The 16,473-nt window shown below is 64.7% G+C and carries 14 protein-coding genes; 7 read left to right on the top strand and 7 right to left on the bottom strand.

Annotated elements, in window-relative coordinates; all coding sequences use genetic code 11:
• Positions 1–211: 211 nt before the first annotated feature.
• The 3 genes from AKG11_RS15970 (at position 212) to AKG11_RS15960 (ending at position 4,057) form a co-directional block, all read left to right on the top strand.
• Positions 212–1,033, top strand: coding sequence for a cyclase family protein (locus AKG11_RS15970; protein ID WP_050744575.1), 822 nt, complete (start codon positions 212–214; stop codon positions 1,031–1,033).
• A 48-nt stretch (positions 1,034–1,081) separates the two neighbouring features.
• Positions 1,082–1,495: a carboxymuconolactone decarboxylase family protein gene (locus tag AKG11_RS15965; protein ID WP_050744574.1), complete on the top strand. Its 414-nt coding sequence runs from the start codon at positions 1,082–1,084 to the stop codon at positions 1,493–1,495.
• 102 nt (positions 1,496–1,597) lie between these two features.
• Positions 1,598–4,057 (top strand): ATP-dependent helicase, encoded by a 2,460-nt coding sequence (locus AKG11_RS15960; protein ID WP_023514221.1) that lies wholly within the window; start codon positions 1,598–1,600, stop codon positions 4,055–4,057.
• A 32-nt stretch (positions 4,058–4,089) separates the two neighbouring features.
• On the opposite strand, the gene AKG11_RS15955 is transcribed toward AKG11_RS15960, so the two are convergent.
• The 5 genes from AKG11_RS15955 to AKG11_RS15935 all read right to left on the bottom strand — a co-directional run bounded on the left by AKG11_RS15955 (position 4,090) and on the right by AKG11_RS15935 (position 10,272).
• Complete coding sequence (locus tag AKG11_RS15955; protein WP_050744606.1) at positions 4,090–5,766, bottom strand: methyl-accepting chemotaxis protein; 1,677 nt, start codon at positions 5,764–5,766, stop codon at positions 4,090–4,092.
• Between the two features lie 255 nt (positions 5,767–6,021).
• The gene (locus AKG11_RS15950; protein WP_082342453.1) at positions 6,022–7,218 is read right to left on the bottom strand and encodes a DUF2778 domain-containing protein; all 1,197 of its coding nucleotides are present in this window, start codon (positions 7,216–7,218) and stop codon (positions 6,022–6,024) included.
• A gap of 252 nt (positions 7,219–7,470) precedes the next feature.
• Entirely contained in the window at positions 7,471–8,889 is a 1,419-nt protein-coding gene (locus tag AKG11_RS15945; protein ID WP_245290217.1) for an amidase, read from the bottom strand.
• Positions 8,890–8,953: 64 nt separating this feature from the next.
• Positions 8,954–9,445: an anthrone oxygenase family protein gene (locus AKG11_RS15940; RefSeq protein ID WP_050744571.1), complete on the bottom strand. Its 492-nt coding sequence runs from the start codon at positions 9,443–9,445 to the stop codon at positions 8,954–8,956.
• 2 nt (positions 9,446–9,447) lie between these two features.
• On the bottom strand, positions 9,448–10,272 hold the full coding sequence (locus AKG11_RS15935; protein ID WP_050744570.1) for an NAD(P)H-binding protein: 825 nt from the start codon (positions 10,270–10,272) through the stop codon (positions 9,448–9,450).
• A 106-nt stretch (positions 10,273–10,378) separates the two neighbouring features.
• Between AKG11_RS15935 and AKG11_RS15930 the strand changes: the two genes are divergently transcribed.
• Positions 10,379–10,987, top strand: coding sequence for a TetR/AcrR family transcriptional regulator (locus AKG11_RS15930; protein ID WP_023512222.1), 609 nt, complete (start codon positions 10,379–10,381; stop codon positions 10,985–10,987).
• A gap of 4 nt (positions 10,988–10,991) precedes the next feature.
• Here AKG11_RS15930 and AKG11_RS15925 read toward each other — a convergent pair whose 3' ends face one another.
• On the bottom strand, positions 10,992–12,077 hold the full coding sequence (locus AKG11_RS15925) for a hypothetical protein (RefSeq protein ID WP_050744569.1): 1,086 nt from the start codon (positions 12,075–12,077) through the stop codon (positions 10,992–10,994).
• Positions 12,078–12,257: 180 nt separating this feature from the next.
• Here AKG11_RS15925 and AKG11_RS15920 point away from each other — a divergent pair, with 180 nt between their 5' ends.
• The 3 genes from AKG11_RS15920 (at position 12,258) to AKG11_RS15910 (ending at position 14,740) form a co-directional block, all read left to right on the top strand.
• Complete coding sequence (locus tag AKG11_RS15920) at positions 12,258–13,046, top strand: DUF1194 domain-containing protein (RefSeq protein WP_037407173.1); 789 nt, start codon at positions 12,258–12,260, stop codon at positions 13,044–13,046.
• Positions 13,047–13,145: 99 nt separating this feature from the next.
• The gene (locus AKG11_RS15915) at positions 13,146–13,376 is read left to right on the top strand and encodes a hypothetical protein (RefSeq protein ID WP_023512225.1); all 231 of its coding nucleotides are present in this window, start codon (positions 13,146–13,148) and stop codon (positions 13,374–13,376) included.
• Between the two features lie 164 nt (positions 13,377–13,540).
• On the top strand, positions 13,541–14,740 hold the full coding sequence (locus tag AKG11_RS15910; protein WP_050744568.1) for an aromatic ring-hydroxylating oxygenase subunit alpha: 1,200 nt from the start codon (positions 13,541–13,543) through the stop codon (positions 14,738–14,740).
• Between the two features lie 96 nt (positions 14,741–14,836).
• Here AKG11_RS15910 and AKG11_RS15905 read toward each other — a convergent pair whose 3' ends face one another.
• Entirely contained in the window at positions 14,837–16,261 is a 1,425-nt protein-coding gene (locus AKG11_RS15905) for an aminotransferase (RefSeq protein ID WP_050744567.1), read from the bottom strand.
• Between the last annotated feature and the right edge of the window lie 212 nt (positions 16,262–16,473).

The raw sequence follows: 16,473 nt of genomic DNA, 5'->3' as shown, positions 1-16,473 counted from the left end.
AGAATGCGTTCATTACCGAAATGTAAGATTGGCGGCCCGCTCTGTTACCGAAATGTAAGAAAAGGTGGAGAAATCTTCCCTCGCCGCGCTTTTTGCGAGCACGTGCATGACTGGACGCCTCCAACACTTGTGATAGCTTTTTCCCGGCCCCAGCGGCCGAGCCCTATTTCAGTATTCTTTCATCAACGCATTGAACGACAGGGGGAATTCCATGTGTGACGCCTGCGTCATCGATACCGTCAAGAACCGCATGCTTTCGAGGAGAAGCTTTTTCCGCGCCGCCGCCGCCGGAGCGGCAACGGTCGCTGCCGCAGGTAGCGGCGCGCTGAGCCCGGCACTGGCCCAGGCACCGACGAAGGCGACGGACCTCACCCACGAACTCTATGAGGAGTTCCCGACCTTTTTCGGGCCGCAGCAGTTCTGGCGCGAGCAGAAATTCAACTACAAGGAACACAAGTTCAACATCTTCGAACTCCGGTACAACGAGCACACCGGCACTCATCTCGATGCGCCGCTGCATTTTACCGAGGACGGCACATCCGTGGCGGAAATCCCGGTATCCGATCTGGTCGTGCCCCTCGCCGTCATCGACATCCGGGAAAAGGCCGCCGCCAATGCCGACGCGCAGCTGACGCCGGATGACATCAAGGCCTGGATATCCGCCAATGGCGACCTGCCGGAAAAGGCCTGCGTTGCCCTTCTTTCCGGCTGGGACAAGCACCTCGGTACCGACAAGTTCCGCAATGCCGATGGCGAGGGGAAATTGCACTTCCCCGGCTTCCATGTCGAAGCGGTGCAGTACCTAGCGGAAAATTCGAGCGCCGTCGGCATCGCCGTCGATACGCTTTCGCTCGACCACGGCATCTCCCCGGATTTCGCGACGCACTATTCCTGGCTGCCGTCGGGCCGCTGGGGCCTTGAAGCGGCCGCCAATCTGGACAAGCTTCCGGCCAAGGGCGCAACCCTCATCGTCGGCGCACCCAAGGTGCGCGGCGGCACGGGTGGCCCGTCCCGTGTCATCGCCCTCGCCTGATCCCTTCCGGCCGGCGGTTTTCCGCCGGCCCATTCCTCGGAGACGCTCATGAGCACCGTCAAGCCCGCCGACAATCTGGAAGCCGATCCGCGCGTCAAGGCGGTGTTCGACGACATCCGCGCCACCCGCAAGTCGGACTTCGTCAACAACATGTGGCGCTACCTCGCCTTCGACCCGGCGCTCCTGGAGCGCACCTGGGCGGAGGTGAAGGCCGTCATGGCGACACCCTCGACGCTCGATCCGCTCGTCAAGGAGATGCTCTATATCGCGGTCTCGATAACGAACGGCTGCAGCTATTGTGTCCACTCCCACACCGCGGCGGCGAAAGCCAAGGGCATGACGGACGCGCACTATGCCGAACTCCTGGCCATCGTCTCGCTTGCCGGCAAGACGAACCAGCTCGCCACCGCCCTGCAGGTGCCCGTGGACGACGTCTTCGATGCGGACCGCCGACAGGCCTGAACAGCGCCGCTTTCCACAATCTTCCGGCCATTCTTTTCCCCCGTGGAATAAAAGCAGAACGGAAAACTGGCCTTTCGGGACCGAATCACTACATTGAGCCGCATGATCAGCGGTTACGACGACATTCCCTTCTTCGACGAGGACCCGCAGCTGGCCGGCAAGCCCGCAGCACCGGCCAAGCCGACGGGCGGCATCGCCGCGCGTGCCATGGCGGCCCGCGACGCGCACCGGGCGCCGGATTATCTCTCCGGCCTCAACCCCGAGCAGCGCGAGGCGGTGGAAACGCTCGACGGACCCGTGCTGGTGCTTGCCGGCGCCGGTACCGGCAAGACGCGCGTGCTGACCACCCGCATCGCCCATATCCTCGCCACCGGCCGCGCCTTCCCCAGCCAGATGCTGGCCGTGACCTTCACCAACAAGGCGGCACGCGAGATGAAGGAGCGCATCGGCCTCCTCGTCGGCGGGGCCGTCGAGGGCATGCCCTGGCTCGGCACCTTCCACTCGATCGGCGTGAAGCTCCTGCGGCGCCACGCCGAACTCGTCGGCCTCAAGTCGGATTTCTCCATCCTCGACACCGACGATGTGGTGCGGCTGGTCAAGCAGATCATCCAGGCCGAGGGCATCGACGACAAGCGCTGGCCGGCAAAGCAGTTCGCCGGCATGATCGACGGCTGGAAGAACAAGGGCCTCGATCCCGCGCAGATCCCGGAGGGCGATGCCCGTGCCTTCGCCAACGGCAAGGGCCGCGAACTCTACATCGCCTACCAGAACCGCCTGAAGACGCTGAACGCCTGCGACTTCGGCGACCTCCTGCTGCACCCGATCCGCCTGTTCCGCGCCAATCCGGATGTGCTCGCCGAGTACCACCAGAAATTCCGCTACATTCTCGTCGACGAGTACCAGGACACCAACACGGCGCAATACATGTGGCTGCGCCTGCTCGCGCAGCGGCCGAAAGGCACGCCGCAGAATGTCTGCTGCGTCGGCGACGACGACCAGTCTATCTATGGCTGGCGCGGTGCGGAAGTGGACAACATCCTGCGCTTCGAGAAGGATTTCCCGGGCGCCAAGGTCGTCAAGCTGGAGCGCAACTACCGCTCCACCGCCCATATCCTCGGTGCGGCCGGCCACCTCATCGCCCACAACGAGGACCGCCTCGGCAAGACGCTGTTCACCGACCGGCGCGACCCCGAAGACGACAAGGTCGTCGTGCATGCCGCTTGGGATTCGGAGGAAGAGGCCCGCGCCGTCGGCGAGGAGATCGAACAGCTCCAGCGCAAGGAGCACAAGCTGAACGACATGGCGATCCTCGTTCGCGCGTCCTTCCAGATGCGCGAATTCGAAGACCGCTTCGTCACGCTCGGCCTCAACTACCGCGTCATCGGCGGCCCTCGCTTCTACGAGCGCCTCGAAATCCGCGATGCCATGGCCTATTTCCGGCTGGTCAGCCAGCCGGCCGACGACCTCGCCTTCGAGCGCATCGTCAACACGCCGAAGCGCGGCCTCGGCGACACGACGATCCGCAACCTGCACGACTATGCCCGCGCCCGCGACATCCCGATGCTCGCCGCAGCAGCCGATATCATCGAGACGGACGAGCTGAAGCCGAAGGCTCGCAAGGCGCTCTTCGACGTCGTCACCGATTTCCGCCGCTGGCAGTCGCTGCTGGAGACCATGCCGCACACCGAGCTTGCCGAGCAGATCCTCGAGGAGAGCGGTTACACCGCCATGTGGCAGGCCGACAAGTCGGCGGAAGGACCGGGCCGCCTCGAAAACCTGAAGGAACTTATCCGCTCGATGGAGGCCTTCGAATCGATGCGCGGCTTCCTGGATCACGTTTCGCTCGTCATGGATGCCGAGCAGAACGCCGAACTCGACGCCGTCTCGATCATGACGCTGCACTCGGCCAAGGGCCTCGAATTCGAGACCGTGTTCCTGCCCGGCTGGGAGGAAGGCCTCTTCCCGCACCAACGCTCGCTCGACGAGGGCGGCCGTTCGGGCCTTGAGGAAGAACGGCGCCTTGCCTATGTCGGCATCACGCGGGCCAAGCGCCGCTGCCACATCTGGTTCGTCTCGAACCGCCGCATCCACGGCCTGTGGCAGACGACCCTGCCCTCGCGCTTCCTCGACGAGCTGCCGGAAGCCCATGTCGAGGTTGCCGAAGTCGAGCAATCCTATGGCGGCTACGGTCGCGGCGGCGGTTACGGCCAGTCACGCTTCGACAAGCAGGAGCCCTTCCAGAACGCCTATTCGACGCCCGGCTGGCGCCGCGCCCAGGCGAACCGCACGGATGCGACCCGCGACAACTGGGGCTCGCGCTCCGGCCATGCCGTCGAGCGCATCGGCTATGGCGAGAGCGGGCCGCGCGCCCGCACCATCGACGGCGAGCTGGTGGCGAAATCGACGGTAAGCGAGCCATCGAAATTTGCGATCGGCGACCGGGTCTTCCACATGAAATTCGGCAATGGCAACGTGGCGGCGATCGAAGGCAACAAGCTGACGATCGACTTCGACCGCGCCGGCCAGAAGCGTGTCCTGGACGGCTTCGTCAACAAGGCCTGACGGGGCCGCATTGCCACCCCGTCCCTCGTTTTTCAGGATGCTTTGCGGATATGGCCGAGCCGGGCCGCGCGCTCTTCCGGCGTCCAGACCTCGCTACCGTCACGGCGACGGGCACGACGGTTCAGCTGGAAGCGGTTCACGAGTTCGCTCAGGGTTATTGCGCCTTCCGCCAGCGACTGGCTTGTCGCCGTCGTGTGCTCCACCATGGCCGCGTTTTCCTGCGTGATCCGGTCGACGTCGGACACGGCGGCACTGATCTCCTCGAGGCCGCTCGCCTGCTCGGCAGCGGATGTCGCGATGGCATCCACGTTGTGGTCGATCTCCGCGACGAAGCTTTCGATCTCCTGCAGCGCGCGGCCTGTCTCGCCCACGAGACGCACGCCCTCATGCACTTCCGTGCTGGAATTGGTGATCAGCTTCTTGATCTCGCGTGCCGCCTTGGCGGAACGCTGCGCCAGTTCGCGCACCTCCTGCGCCACCACCGCAAAGCCCCTGCCCGCCTCGCCGGCGCGCGCCGCCTCGACACCGGCATTCAGCGCGAGCAGGTTGGTCTGGAAGGCGATTTCATCGATGACCCCGATGATCTGGCCGATTTCGGCGGAGGCCGCTTCGATGCGCTGCATGGCGCTGACCGTGTTGCTCACGACACTGGCCGACATGTTGGCCGAGGCGCGCGCATCCCGCACGAGCTTGCGCGTTTCCCGCGTACGGTCGGTCGAGGAACGCACAGCGACGGTCGCCTCCGTGAGGGCAGCAGCCGTCTCCTCCAGCGCAACAGCCTGCTGGCGCGTGCGCTCGGAGAGATCTTCGGCCGCCTTGCGCATCTCCTGTCCGCTCCGGTTCTGGATGTAGGTCTGGTCGAGAACCTTCGAGAGGGTTTCCTGGAAGGCGCCGATCGAGTTGTTGAAGTCGCGCCGTAGCGGCTCGAACTCCGGCACGAAGGCGCGGTCGATCGTCATGCGGATGTTGCATTCCGCCAGGCGGCCAAGGCCGGCGCCGATCTCCTCGATTGACCTCACACGCTCCGTCACGTCGGTTGCGAACTTAACGACCTTGAAGACCTTGCCGTCGGCGTCGAGGATCGGGTTGTAGGACGCCTGGATATGGATCTTGGCGCCACTCTTGGTGATGCGTGTAAACTGGTCGGCGACGAAATGGCCTTCCGCCAGCCGCTGCCAGAACATCCGGTATTCCGGGCTCGCGACATGGTCGGGCATGCAGAACATCGAGTGGTGGCGACCGGTGATCTCCGTGAGATCGTAGCCGAGCGCCGCGAGGAAATTCTCGTTGGCACCGAGGATGTCTCCCTTCGGCGTGAACTCGATGATCGCCTGCGCGCGGCTGAGCGCCGCAAGCTTGCCCTCGTCCTCCATGGCCTTCAGCTTGACCGTCGTGATGTCGGTGGCGAACTTCACCACCTTCACGGGCTTGCCGCCCCGGAAGACCGGATTGTAGGAGGCTTCGATCCAGATCTCGCGGCCGCCCTTGGCAACGCGCTTGTACTGGCGCCGGTCGAAATGGCCCTCGGCAAGCCGCGCCCAGAAGGCCGCATAGTCCTTCGACTGCGCCTCCACCGGATCGACGAACATGCGGTGGTGCTGGCCGACGACCTCGGAAAGCTGGTAGCCAACGGCCTGCAGGAAATTCTCGTTGGCATGCAGTATCCTGCCGGTCAGGTCGAATTCGATGATCGCCTGGGAGCGATCCATCGCAGCAAGTACGGCGCGGGCGTTCAATCCGAAATCGAAAGCGGTCACGTCTGGTTCCTACCCTCAGTGCGGTCCCGGCTTCTCCAAGACCCCTAAAATGACACTGGCCAAATTTGACGCGAAATTCTTAGCGTTTGATAAACCAAATAGATCATTGGCATAAGATTCTTGGAAAAACGCAAGAAACCGCATTCCAATAAAAAACCGGCGCTGCAGGGCGCCGGCTCGGATTTCAGCCCATCAAGCGGAAGGCAGTCAGGCACCGGCCTTGCGGTAAAGGGCGGCAAGCTGCGTGCGGGAGGACGGCAGCTCCGGCACCACGACCATCATCGTGATGTGACCGCGCTTGAAGGCATTGAGGAACGGCTCGTAGTTCTGGAAGGCGACGCAGCCATGCGAACCCTTCTGGCCGCGCAGCAGGTTGGTGTGCGTCAGGAGGCCCGTACGGTTCTTCGGGTCACGTCCGTCGATCGACGTCATGCGGATTGCCTCGACGCCGTGGAAGCGCCGCTCGCGCATCTTCAGACGATAGATACCGGCGGGCGTCGGCCCGGTCATCTTGACATGTTCGTAGCGCGGGTTGTCGCGCATCTTGCCGATACCGGAATGCGCGCGCAGCTTCGTGCCGTCGGGCATGTAGACCGTCGCATTGGAGACGTCGTAGATCGCGACCCGCGTGCCGCGCCCCGGCCAGCCGGTGCCACTTGCGCCACCCTTGCTCTTGAAGAGATCGCCGAACAGCGAACGCTCGGGCTTGACGAGAGCGACGTCTTCCTTGTCCTTGTCCTTGTCCCTCGCCTCCTCGCGCTTGGCGCGGGCGACGGGTTTCTCCTCGACCACCGGCTTTTCGATGGTGACCGTCTCCAGCGCGGGCTTGGCCTCCGGTAGCGGGATCTCGCTGAGGAGGTTCTCCTCCTCGGTTTCCGGCTTCTGCATGACGAGGCCGAAGGGCTGGATGTCCTTGCGGGCGGAAACATCCTCGACCAGCGCGGTAACCATGGTCGGCTGGCCAGTGATCCGCTTCTCGTCCTCGACGGAGCGCTCGGCGCGGGCGATAGCCGCCTCGATCATCGCCGCCTTGGCCTTCTCGCGCTTGACGGCGGAGGCGAGCTGGATGGAGATCTTGCGCTGATGGGCGACCTGGATCGCCTCGGCCGTCAGCTGCTTCTGGCGCAGCTCGCTTTCCGAGGGCTGCGACAGCCGCGAGAACTTCGCGACCTTCACCGTGCGCTCGGCGTGTTGGGTCAGCCGCGCCGCAGGCTTGCCATGCAGCGAGGCGGTCATGATCTTCTTGCCTTCGGAAAGGGAGGAGGCCGCATCCTGCATTGCGCCCAGCGTCGAAACGACGGCCCAGGCGGATCCTGCGACGACACCGCAGGCCAGGAATGCGCTGAGAAGGATACCCCGACGGGTCTTCGACGCGGAACGCGCGGAACTGTATACAGACGCCATGATACTCGTTACCCGATACTCGTTACTCGACGCGGCCGCGGAAAACACACTCCGGAAGCCGTTACGCTTGCGGCAGGCGGCGGGATCACGCGTCCCGGGCTTCTGCCGAACGAGCAAAGAATGACGAAATATGGTAAGCAATTCCTAAACGGCGCCTCGCGTTTTGAAGGAGTCTGCCGGACGGTCCTCAACACCCGGCAAGGCTGCCTGTCACGAGAATGCGGCGCTGGCGTGTCAAAAGCCCCCGTATCCCTAGAACTGGGGATGCCGGGAGAGCCAGTCGGTCGCCGCCTCATAGCGCGCGGCAGCCGCGAGCACGTCGCGATCAGCCCGCGGGCGACCGATGATCTGGATACCTGCGGGCAGTGCGTTCACGCCGAAACCGGCCGGCATGGCGGCGACGGGAAGACCGGCCAGCGTCGGCCCGATCACCACCTCCATCCAGCGATGATAGGTATCCATCGCCCGCCCCGCGATCGCCTTCGGCCAGTCGAGCTCGGCCGCGAAGGGGAAGACCTGGGCAGAGGGAAGGACGAGGAAATCGTAGCGTTCGAAGAGGCCCATGACGTGGCGCAGCCAGTCGCTGCGGCCGAGCGAGGCGGCATAGACCTCCGCCGCGGAGAGGTTCTGGCCGTTCTTGATTTCCCAGATCATCTCCGGCTTCATGCGCGCGCGCCGGATGGGGTCTGCATAGTCGCCCGCCTGCCCATTGGCGACGAGGAAATGGCGCAACGTGCGCCAGGTCTGCCAGAGCCGCGCCATGTCGAAGCCCGGCGGTACGTCCTCGACGCGGCATCCAAGCCGGCGAAAGACGTCGAGCGCGGCGCGGCAGAGCTCCAGCACGCCGGGCTCGAAGGCAAGGTAGCCGTCGAAATCGCCCAGCCAGCCGATGCGGGCACCGGAAAGATCACGGTCGCCATCGTGCACAAGGCCATCATCGGCAAGCGACAGCGGATCACGGGGGTCATGGCCGGCCTGCGTCGCCAGCAGGGCCGCGACATCGGCGACGCTGCGCCCCATCGGGCCGTTGATGGCGAGCTGGCCGAGGAAAAGTTCGGTGTTGAGCGAGGGCACGCGGCCGAAGGACGGACGGAAGCCGACGACATTGTTGAAGCCCGCGGGATTGCGCAGCGAGCCCATCATGTCGCTGCCGTCGGCGACCGGCAAGAGCCGCGCCGCCAGCCCCGCCGCCGCGCCGCCCGAGGACCCGCCGGCGCTCCTGCCGGTGTCATAGGGATTGCGCGTGACGCCGAAGACCGGGTTGTAGCTGTGCGAGCCGAGGCCCATTTCCGGCGCATTGGTCTTGCCGATGATGATGGCGCCGGCAGCCCGGATGCGCTCGACATGGATGTCGTCGTAGTCGGGGACAAAATCCGCATAATTGGCCGAACCGAAGGAGCAGAGGATGCCCTTCGCCTCTGAAAGGTCCTTCACCGCGAAGGGCACGCCGTGCAGCCAGCCGCGATAGTCCCCCACCGCAAGGGCCCGGTCTGCCGCTTCCGCTTCGGCCAGCAGCGCATCCGCCGGACGCAGGCTGACGATGGCGTTGAGACGCGGATTGATCGCCTCGATGCGGGAGAGATAGGCCACCATGACGCTGCGGCAATCGAGCCGGCGCTCGGCGATGGCGGCGGAAAGGGCAAGGGCGGAAAGGTCGGTAATGTCCTGCAAGGTCGGCTCCGGCATTCGTCTGGAACAGAGCTAGCAGGCGGAAGGAGGGAGCGCCAGCCCGGTCCTAGCCGAGCGCGGCACCCTGGCGGAACGCGAGCGTGAAGAAACCCACGGCGGCAAGCGCGCCGAGCGTGCGCACATGGTTCCACAGCGTCCAGACGTCGAGATAGCGCTGCCAGAGCGCCGCCTGTTCGGGGCTTCCCGCCGGCGCGGCGGCAAGCGCCTCATTGAGCGGCACGCTGAAGACGACCGTCACGCCGATGACCGCAACAAGGAAGACGGTGCCGCCCGCCGCAGCCATCAGTCCGCCCGGCCCGTCCTGCAGAAAACCGAGCACCGTCAGCACCAGCGACAGCAACGCCCCGCCGAAGAAAGCCGAGAGGAACCAGGGATTCTGGATGACGGCATTGATGGCGTTCATCGCCGCCGCCCCTTCGGCCGGCGACAGGCGGGCGAAGGCCGTCATGATGCAGACCGAGAAGATGAAGAACAGCCCGGCATTCAGCGCCGCGGCGAGAATGGCGAGGAAGGTCAGGATGGGAACGGCACTTGCCATGGTCAGGTCCTCCAGAAACCGCTTTCGGCCGTATCACGGGCGAATTCGGAAAAGTCACGCGGCGGACGGCCGAGCACACGCGCAATGTCGTCGCTCAGATGCTCGTTCCGCCCGTCGAGCACCGAACCGAAGAGATAGCTGACGAGCCAGACGACCTCTTCCGGCTGGCCGGCCTGCCGCAGCATGCCGGCATAGGCTTCGATTGTGACGGGCGTATAGGCCACCGTGCGCCCGCCGGCGGCGGCGAACTCCTGAACGGCCTCGCGAAAGGTCATCAGCCGCGGTCCGGTCAGTTCGTAGGTCTTGCCGGCATGCCCCTCTTCCGTCAAAGCGGCGACCGCCATGTCGGCGATGTCGCGCGTATCGACGAAGGGCTCGCGCACGGTGGCGGACGGCAGCACCAGCTCACCGGCAAGGATCTCCTCGGCGAAGAGCCCCTCGCTGAAATTCTGGAAAAACCAGCTGCCGCGCAGCACCGTCCAGGTTACACCCGCCTCCTTCACCGCCGCCTCGCCCGCCTCCGCGGCATCCTCGCCGCGGCCCGACAGAAGCACCAGGCGACGCACGCCGGCGGCAGCTGCAAGATGCGCCAGGTGGCGCAGGTCCGCATCCGATCCCGGCACCGCAAGGTCAGGCTGATAGGCGATGTAAACGGCCGTGACGCCCTCCAGAGCCGCCGACCACCCGGCCGGGTCGCGCCAGTCGAACGGGATCGCCGCGGAGCGGGAACCGATGCGCACCGCAACGCCCCTTTCGCGAAGCCGCTCGGCAATCGGCCGCCCCGTCTTTCCCTCTCCGCCCAGAAGCAGAATGCACTCGTTCATCATCGTCTATCCTCCAAAATATGAGCAATCCTCATATTTGCAAAATGTGAGGATTGCTCGTATTTGTCAAGAGCAATCGAAACCACGTCGCAGCCGCCCGGAAAACCCGATGACCGAACCACAGATGCGCCGCGCCCCCACCCAGAAACGCAGCCGCGAGCGGGTGGACGCCATCCTTGCCAATGCGACGGACATGATCGCGCAGACGGGCAGCGACGCCCTGCGCATGAGCGAGCTTGCCCAGCGCACGGGCATCTCGATCGGCTCGCTCTACCAGTATTTTCCCGACAAGAGCGCCGTGGTGCATGCGCTGGCCGAACGCTGCAACGAGGAAAGTCGCGCCTGCATCGCCGAAGGCCTTGCCGCGGTCGGCAGCATGGACGCGCTTGCCGAGGCCTTCGGCGGCCTGATCGACACCTACTACGCAATCTTCCTCGCCGAACCGGTCATCCGCGACATCTGGTCTGCCGTGCAGGCGGACGGGGCGCTGCGGGCCATGGAAGCGGAGGAGAGCCGCCGCAACGGCGCCCTGCTCGCCGCCCGGCTGAGAATGCTGCGCCCGAAGGCCGACCCCGACCGGATCGAGGCGGTCGCGCTCCTCGTCATGCATCTTGGCGAGGCGACGATGCGCCTCGCCGTCTCGGTCGACCGGGCCGAAGGCGACAGGCTGGTCGAGGCCTACAAGCGCATGGCGATCCGGGAACTGACGGCCCTGTAGCCTATCAGGCGCGCCGCGCCTCCAGCACTTCCGCCGCCTCGAGCAGCGTGGCGAAGAGGTAGGAGATCTTGTCGCCGCGCGTATCGCCGTACCAGATCTGCGGCACCATCACGCGGAAGCGGCTCTCCAGGAGATCGGCGAGCGCCTCGGTGTCGCCCATCCATTCCAGCATGTCGGCATAGAGGTTCATCACGCTGGGCGCGGGAAACCGCGTCAGGAGATCCTCGAAGCCGCGTTTCGCCATATCCGGATCGCAGAGCGTATCGGCAAGCTCGTGGTCGCCGACATCGGTATTGGCCTGCTGGATCAGCGCATAGAAGCCGAGGCCGAAGCGGTCCTGCGTCAGCTCCGCCGCCCGACGGGCGAAATCCTCGAGATCCTGCGCGCTGCGTCCCAGCCAGCGCGGCATGATCATGCGGGCATGCGAGCGACAGAGGTCGATATTGTACCGGTCGAGCAACCAGACGCGCTCGAAGCGCGCTCTGAATTTCTCGAAATCGCCGTCGTTGGCCGAGCGGCGGTAGTCGCTCATCCGCCAGCTGAAATTTTCCGGATCGGCATGGCTGTCGAGCACGTCATCCGCCTCCTTCAGCAGCGTTTCGTAGTCCTGCCACTGGTCCGCCCGGACAAGGCGCCCATAGGCGGTGCCGCGTCGCACGAAGGCGGTGACGCGTAACGCATCGGCATAGGTGGCGGCCGAAAAGGCGGACGGGCTGCGCTGGAAGAAGGCCCGGAAGGGCTCCAGCATGTCGATATGCGCCACCGTCTCGTCATCCGGAAGCTCCAGGAACGGCTCGACGAACCAGTCCTTCACCAGCGCGTAGAGCGGCCGGCCGCTTTCCGTGATGACACCACCCACCCGCGCAGCCTCGAACGCCCGCTGGTAGGCTTCGAAATCGCCGTTGCGCCAGGCGGCGCGCATGGCGTCGCGCTGCGGCACGAGCGCCGGTATCTCGTCGTGCAGGTCGACGAGATAGAGGTCGTAGTCACGCACCAGCTGCTCCTCCGGGGACAGAAGCTCCTGCGGCGCGGCGCTCGCCCGGCCAAACACCCTGTTGCGCATGCCGGCAAGAATATCCTTGAAACCCATGTCGATCCGCTTCCTCAGCCCGGGGCATATGTGTTCCGCCGCGAGGGACGGGAACCACCGGGAAACGGCTGCAGGCGGACGGCTATTCGCCGCATCACCGATTTTTGAAGAATGCATGCCCTTTCCGCGTGCAGGTCGTGATACATTTTCCAACCCCGGATGCACGGATGGGTGATGGTCATGCTGACAACGCTTGCCTTGCTGATAAGCCTGATGCCCGGCGCGGAACTCGCCGCCGCGGACCAGGAGGTGGATGTAGAACTGGTGCTGGCGGTCGACGTCTCCGGCTCCATGGACCTCGAGGAGGCGCAGGTGCAGCGCGCCGGCTATGTCGATGCGCTGCGCCACCCGGAATTCATCGATGCCGTGCGTGACGGGCTGACCGGCCGCATCGCCATCAGCTATTTCGAATGGGCCGGCACGATCCGCGACAATTCCCTCGTGCCCTGGCAGATCATCTCCGGGCCGGAGGATGCAAACGCGTTTGCCGCCCAGCTCGAAGCCCGCCCGATCGCGACGCGCCGGGGCACCTCGATCTCGGGCGCGATCGTCTATGGCGCACAGCTTTTCGATGCCAACGGCTATAGCGGCCTGCGCCGCGTCATCGACGTGTCCGGCGACGGCCCGAACAATTTCGGCCCGCCGGTAACCCCTGCACGCGATGCGGCGACCGCGCTCGGCATCATCATCAACGGCCTTGCCATCATGATCCGCCCCTCCGCCGCCTATGGCTCGCTCGACGACTATTATGCCAACTGCGTCATCGGCGGCCCCGGCGCCTTCGTGCTGCCGGTGCAGGAGCCCGAGGATTTCGCCATCGCCATCCGCCGCAAGCTGATCCTCGAAGTCAGCGGCGCCGAGCCGCCCGCGCGCACCATACCCGCCGCCGGAGAGCCGGCCGACTGCCTGATCGGCGAAAAACTCCGGCCCAGCTACATGGAGCGCTTCTACCCGGAACTCGACCGCTAACCCCTGTTCCACCCGAAACAGCGCGGCAGGCTCCCGCATGCGACAGTCACCCTACTGGATGAAATGGTTCGTCCATTGACTGGTAGAGAGGAGACTGAAATGCGCAAGTTCATCATGTCCGCCGTTGTCGCGACCATCGCAGCGGTGTCCTTCGCCGCCCCCTCCCAGGCCGGCGGCTTCTATATCGGTTTCAGCCATGGCTGGGGCGGCCATCACCACGGCTATGTCAGCCACGACTACGGCCATCACCGCCATTGCTTCTGGAAGAAGATCAAGCGCTACAACAAGTGGGGCCATCTCGTCGTCAAGCGCGTGAAGGTCTGCCGGTAAGCGCCGGTACTGGCGCGATTTTTCGCGAGGAATCCGCCCTGCCCTGGCCGCTTTGCGGCCGGGGTTTTGCGATTGGCAGGATACACAACTTTCGCAACCTATTCCTTTTGAACGGAAATCGTGCTTATATTGAATGAACGTTCAGCAAAATATAGGGGAGTGACATGAACGAGATGATCCGCGATATCAACGTTCCGAACGACTGGGACAGAAGCGGACTTCCCGGTTGGTGTTATCACAGCCCTGCCCTCCTCGAACTCGAGCGGCAGCACGTCTTCCGCGAACACTGGCAGATCGCCTGCCACGTCTCCGACATTCCCGAGCCCGGCAACTATCTCGCCATGGACGTCGTCGGCGAACGGGCGCTGATCCTGCGCGGGCAGGACGGCGCGGTGCGCGCCTTCCACAACATCTGCCGCCATCGCGGCTCGCGCCTCGTCGCCGACGAGAAGGGCAGCTGCCGCAACGCGCTCGTCTGTCCCTTCCACGGCTGGGTCTACAATCTCGACGGCACGCTGCGCGGCGCCGCCCGCCCCCGCAGCTTCCCGCCGCTCGACAAGAACGAATTCGCGCTGAAGGCGCTGGAATACGAGATCTGGCAGAGTTTCGTCTTCATCCGCTTCGCGCCCGGCCCGCAGCCGTCCGTCGCCGCGCTGATGAAACCTTTTGAAGCGGAGCTGGCGCATTACCGCACCGGTGAGATGATCCCTGCCGGCGCCATCTGGACGCAGGAAACGCCGGTCAACTGGAAGTCCGTGCGCGATGTCGACAACGAGGGCTACCATGTTGCGATGGCGCATCCCGCCCTGCAGGACCTCTATGGCTCGACCTACTATGACGAACCCTTCGTCGATGGCCTCTGCCGCTCCTTCGCCACCTACAACCCGCATGCCGGCCGGCGCTGGAGCGTGCGCAACTATGTGAAGATCTCGCCGGAAAACCATGCGCTGCCGGAGCGGCTGCGCAAGGCATGGATCTATTTCGGCCTGTTCCCCAACGCCGTCATTGCCGTCACGCCGGAAACCGTGCAGTTCTACCAGGAGTTTCCGCTCGGCGTCGGCAAGACGCTGCTGCGTGGCGGCATCTACCGTTACAGGCAGGAGGAGCGTGCCCATCGCCTTGCCCGCTACCTCGCCTTCCGCATCGACCGTGATACCCAGGCCGAGGATGTGCAGCTCACCGTCTGGTCGAACGAGGCGATGACCTCCAACGCCTTCGCCGGCTTCTACCTCTCCGACCTCGAATATGGCGTGCGCACCCACCACGACCATCTGCGCAAGGTGGTGCCGGTGATGACGCTGAAGGACGCGCCGGAGGAGAAGGATATGGCTGGCGCCAATGCCGGGCTCGCCGAAGGCCGCTGACCACGGGCATCCGGCGAGAAAAAGGGAGGCCCGCTTGCGCGGGCCTCAAGCGTGCGAGGCGGGGAATGTCGCCGCGCACATCTGTTAACTGACGGATCAGCCCCGCCAAAGGCCTTCGCGGACGAGATCGTCCATCGTCAGCTCGATCCCCTTGCGCAGGATCGCCGTCATGTCGTCGATCTGGGCGGTGGAGATGGTGAGCGGCGGCGACATCACACACATGTTGATGAGCGGGCGCACCAGCAGGCCCAGTTCCTGGCAATGCCGGTCGATACGCTTGCCGACCTCCAGGTCGAGCGTCAGCGGGTTCTTGCTGACACGGTCGGCGACGCATTCCACACAGGCCATCAACCCGAGACCGCGCACCTCCCCGACCAGCGGCAGGTCCTCCAGCGCCTTCAGGCTCGCCTGGAAATGAGCGGTAACGGCGCGCGCATGGTCGAGCAGCCCGTCCTCCAGGATGTCGAGGTTCTTCAGCGCCACCGCGCAGCCGACCGGATGACTGGAATAGGTCAACCCATGCGCGAACATCGCCTCCGAATGGTTCGAGCGGCGCAGTTCTTCGAAGAGGCGCCCGGCGATCATCACCCCGCCAAGCGGGAAATATCCCGACGTCACCCCCTTGGCGAAGGTGATCATGTCCGGGTCGATGCCGAAAACGTCCTGCGCGGCGAAGACATGGCCGAGGCGGCCGAAAGCCGTCACCACCTCGTCGGCGATAAAGAGGATGTCGTTGGCGCGGCAGAGCGCGTGCATGCGCTTGAGGTAGCCATCGGGCGGCACGATGACGCCGCCGGACGCCATGACCGGCTCGGCGATGAAGGCGCCGATATGCTCCGCCCCCTTCTCCTCGATGACCGCGCGGAACTCCTCGACAAGGAAATCGCAAAAAGCCTCGACGCTCATGCCCTCCGGCCGGCGGAACGGATCCGGGCAGGAGAGCTTGACGACGAGATCGGCAGCGCTGTCCATCCAGTCGTGGTCGCGCGGCCGGCCGTTGAGCGAGGCGGAGAGGTATGTCGAGCCGTGATAGCCGCCCTGGCGCGAGACGATCAGCTTCTTCTCCGGCCGACCCTTCACATTGTTGGCAAACTGCATGAAGCGCAGCGCCGTCTCGACCGCGGACGAGCCGCCGGTCGTGTAGAAGACATGGTCAACCCTGTCGGGCGCGTGTTGCGCAAGGCGCGCGGAGAGCACGGCGGATGGCGCGTTGGTCGTGTACCAGGGCGAATTGTAGGAAAGCTCCATGGCCTGCGTGGCCATGACGTCGGCCAGCAGCCTGTTGCGATGCCCGGCATTGACGCACCACATGCCGGCAGGCCCGTCGATCAGGCGGCGGCCGGCGGCGTCGGTGACATAGATGCCCTCGCCCGCCTCGATGCGCCCGCGCGCCTCCGCGCCGATGGAGCCGGAAACCGGCCAGGGCTGCACCAGGTGGCGCTCGGCCAGCCGGGTAAGCGCGTCACCAGTCGCCTCGTCGGCACACCGGTCCTCGTTCACCGTCTTCGGAATTGCCGCCATGCCCCTCTCCATCGATTATTTCCCAAGAAGAATACCAGACCAACAATATGAAAGATCTTACCTTTCTCAATCATATTGAATGTTCGTTCAATCAATATTGCAGAACCAGGGCTTGATTTCAACGGGGATTTCAGCGCATGCTGTCAATCAGGGAACAGCAGCGTGCCCGAAAAGCAGCACGCAGAGGCCGAAAAGGCGCAAGCGCATGGGAA

Source organism: Shinella sp. SUS2 (genome assembly GCF_001262505.1).
Classification (GTDB): Bacteria; Pseudomonadota; Alphaproteobacteria; order Rhizobiales; family Rhizobiaceae; genus Shinella.
Note: the sequence above shows the minus strand (reverse complement) of the source record. Positions and strands in the feature narration are given on the sequence as shown.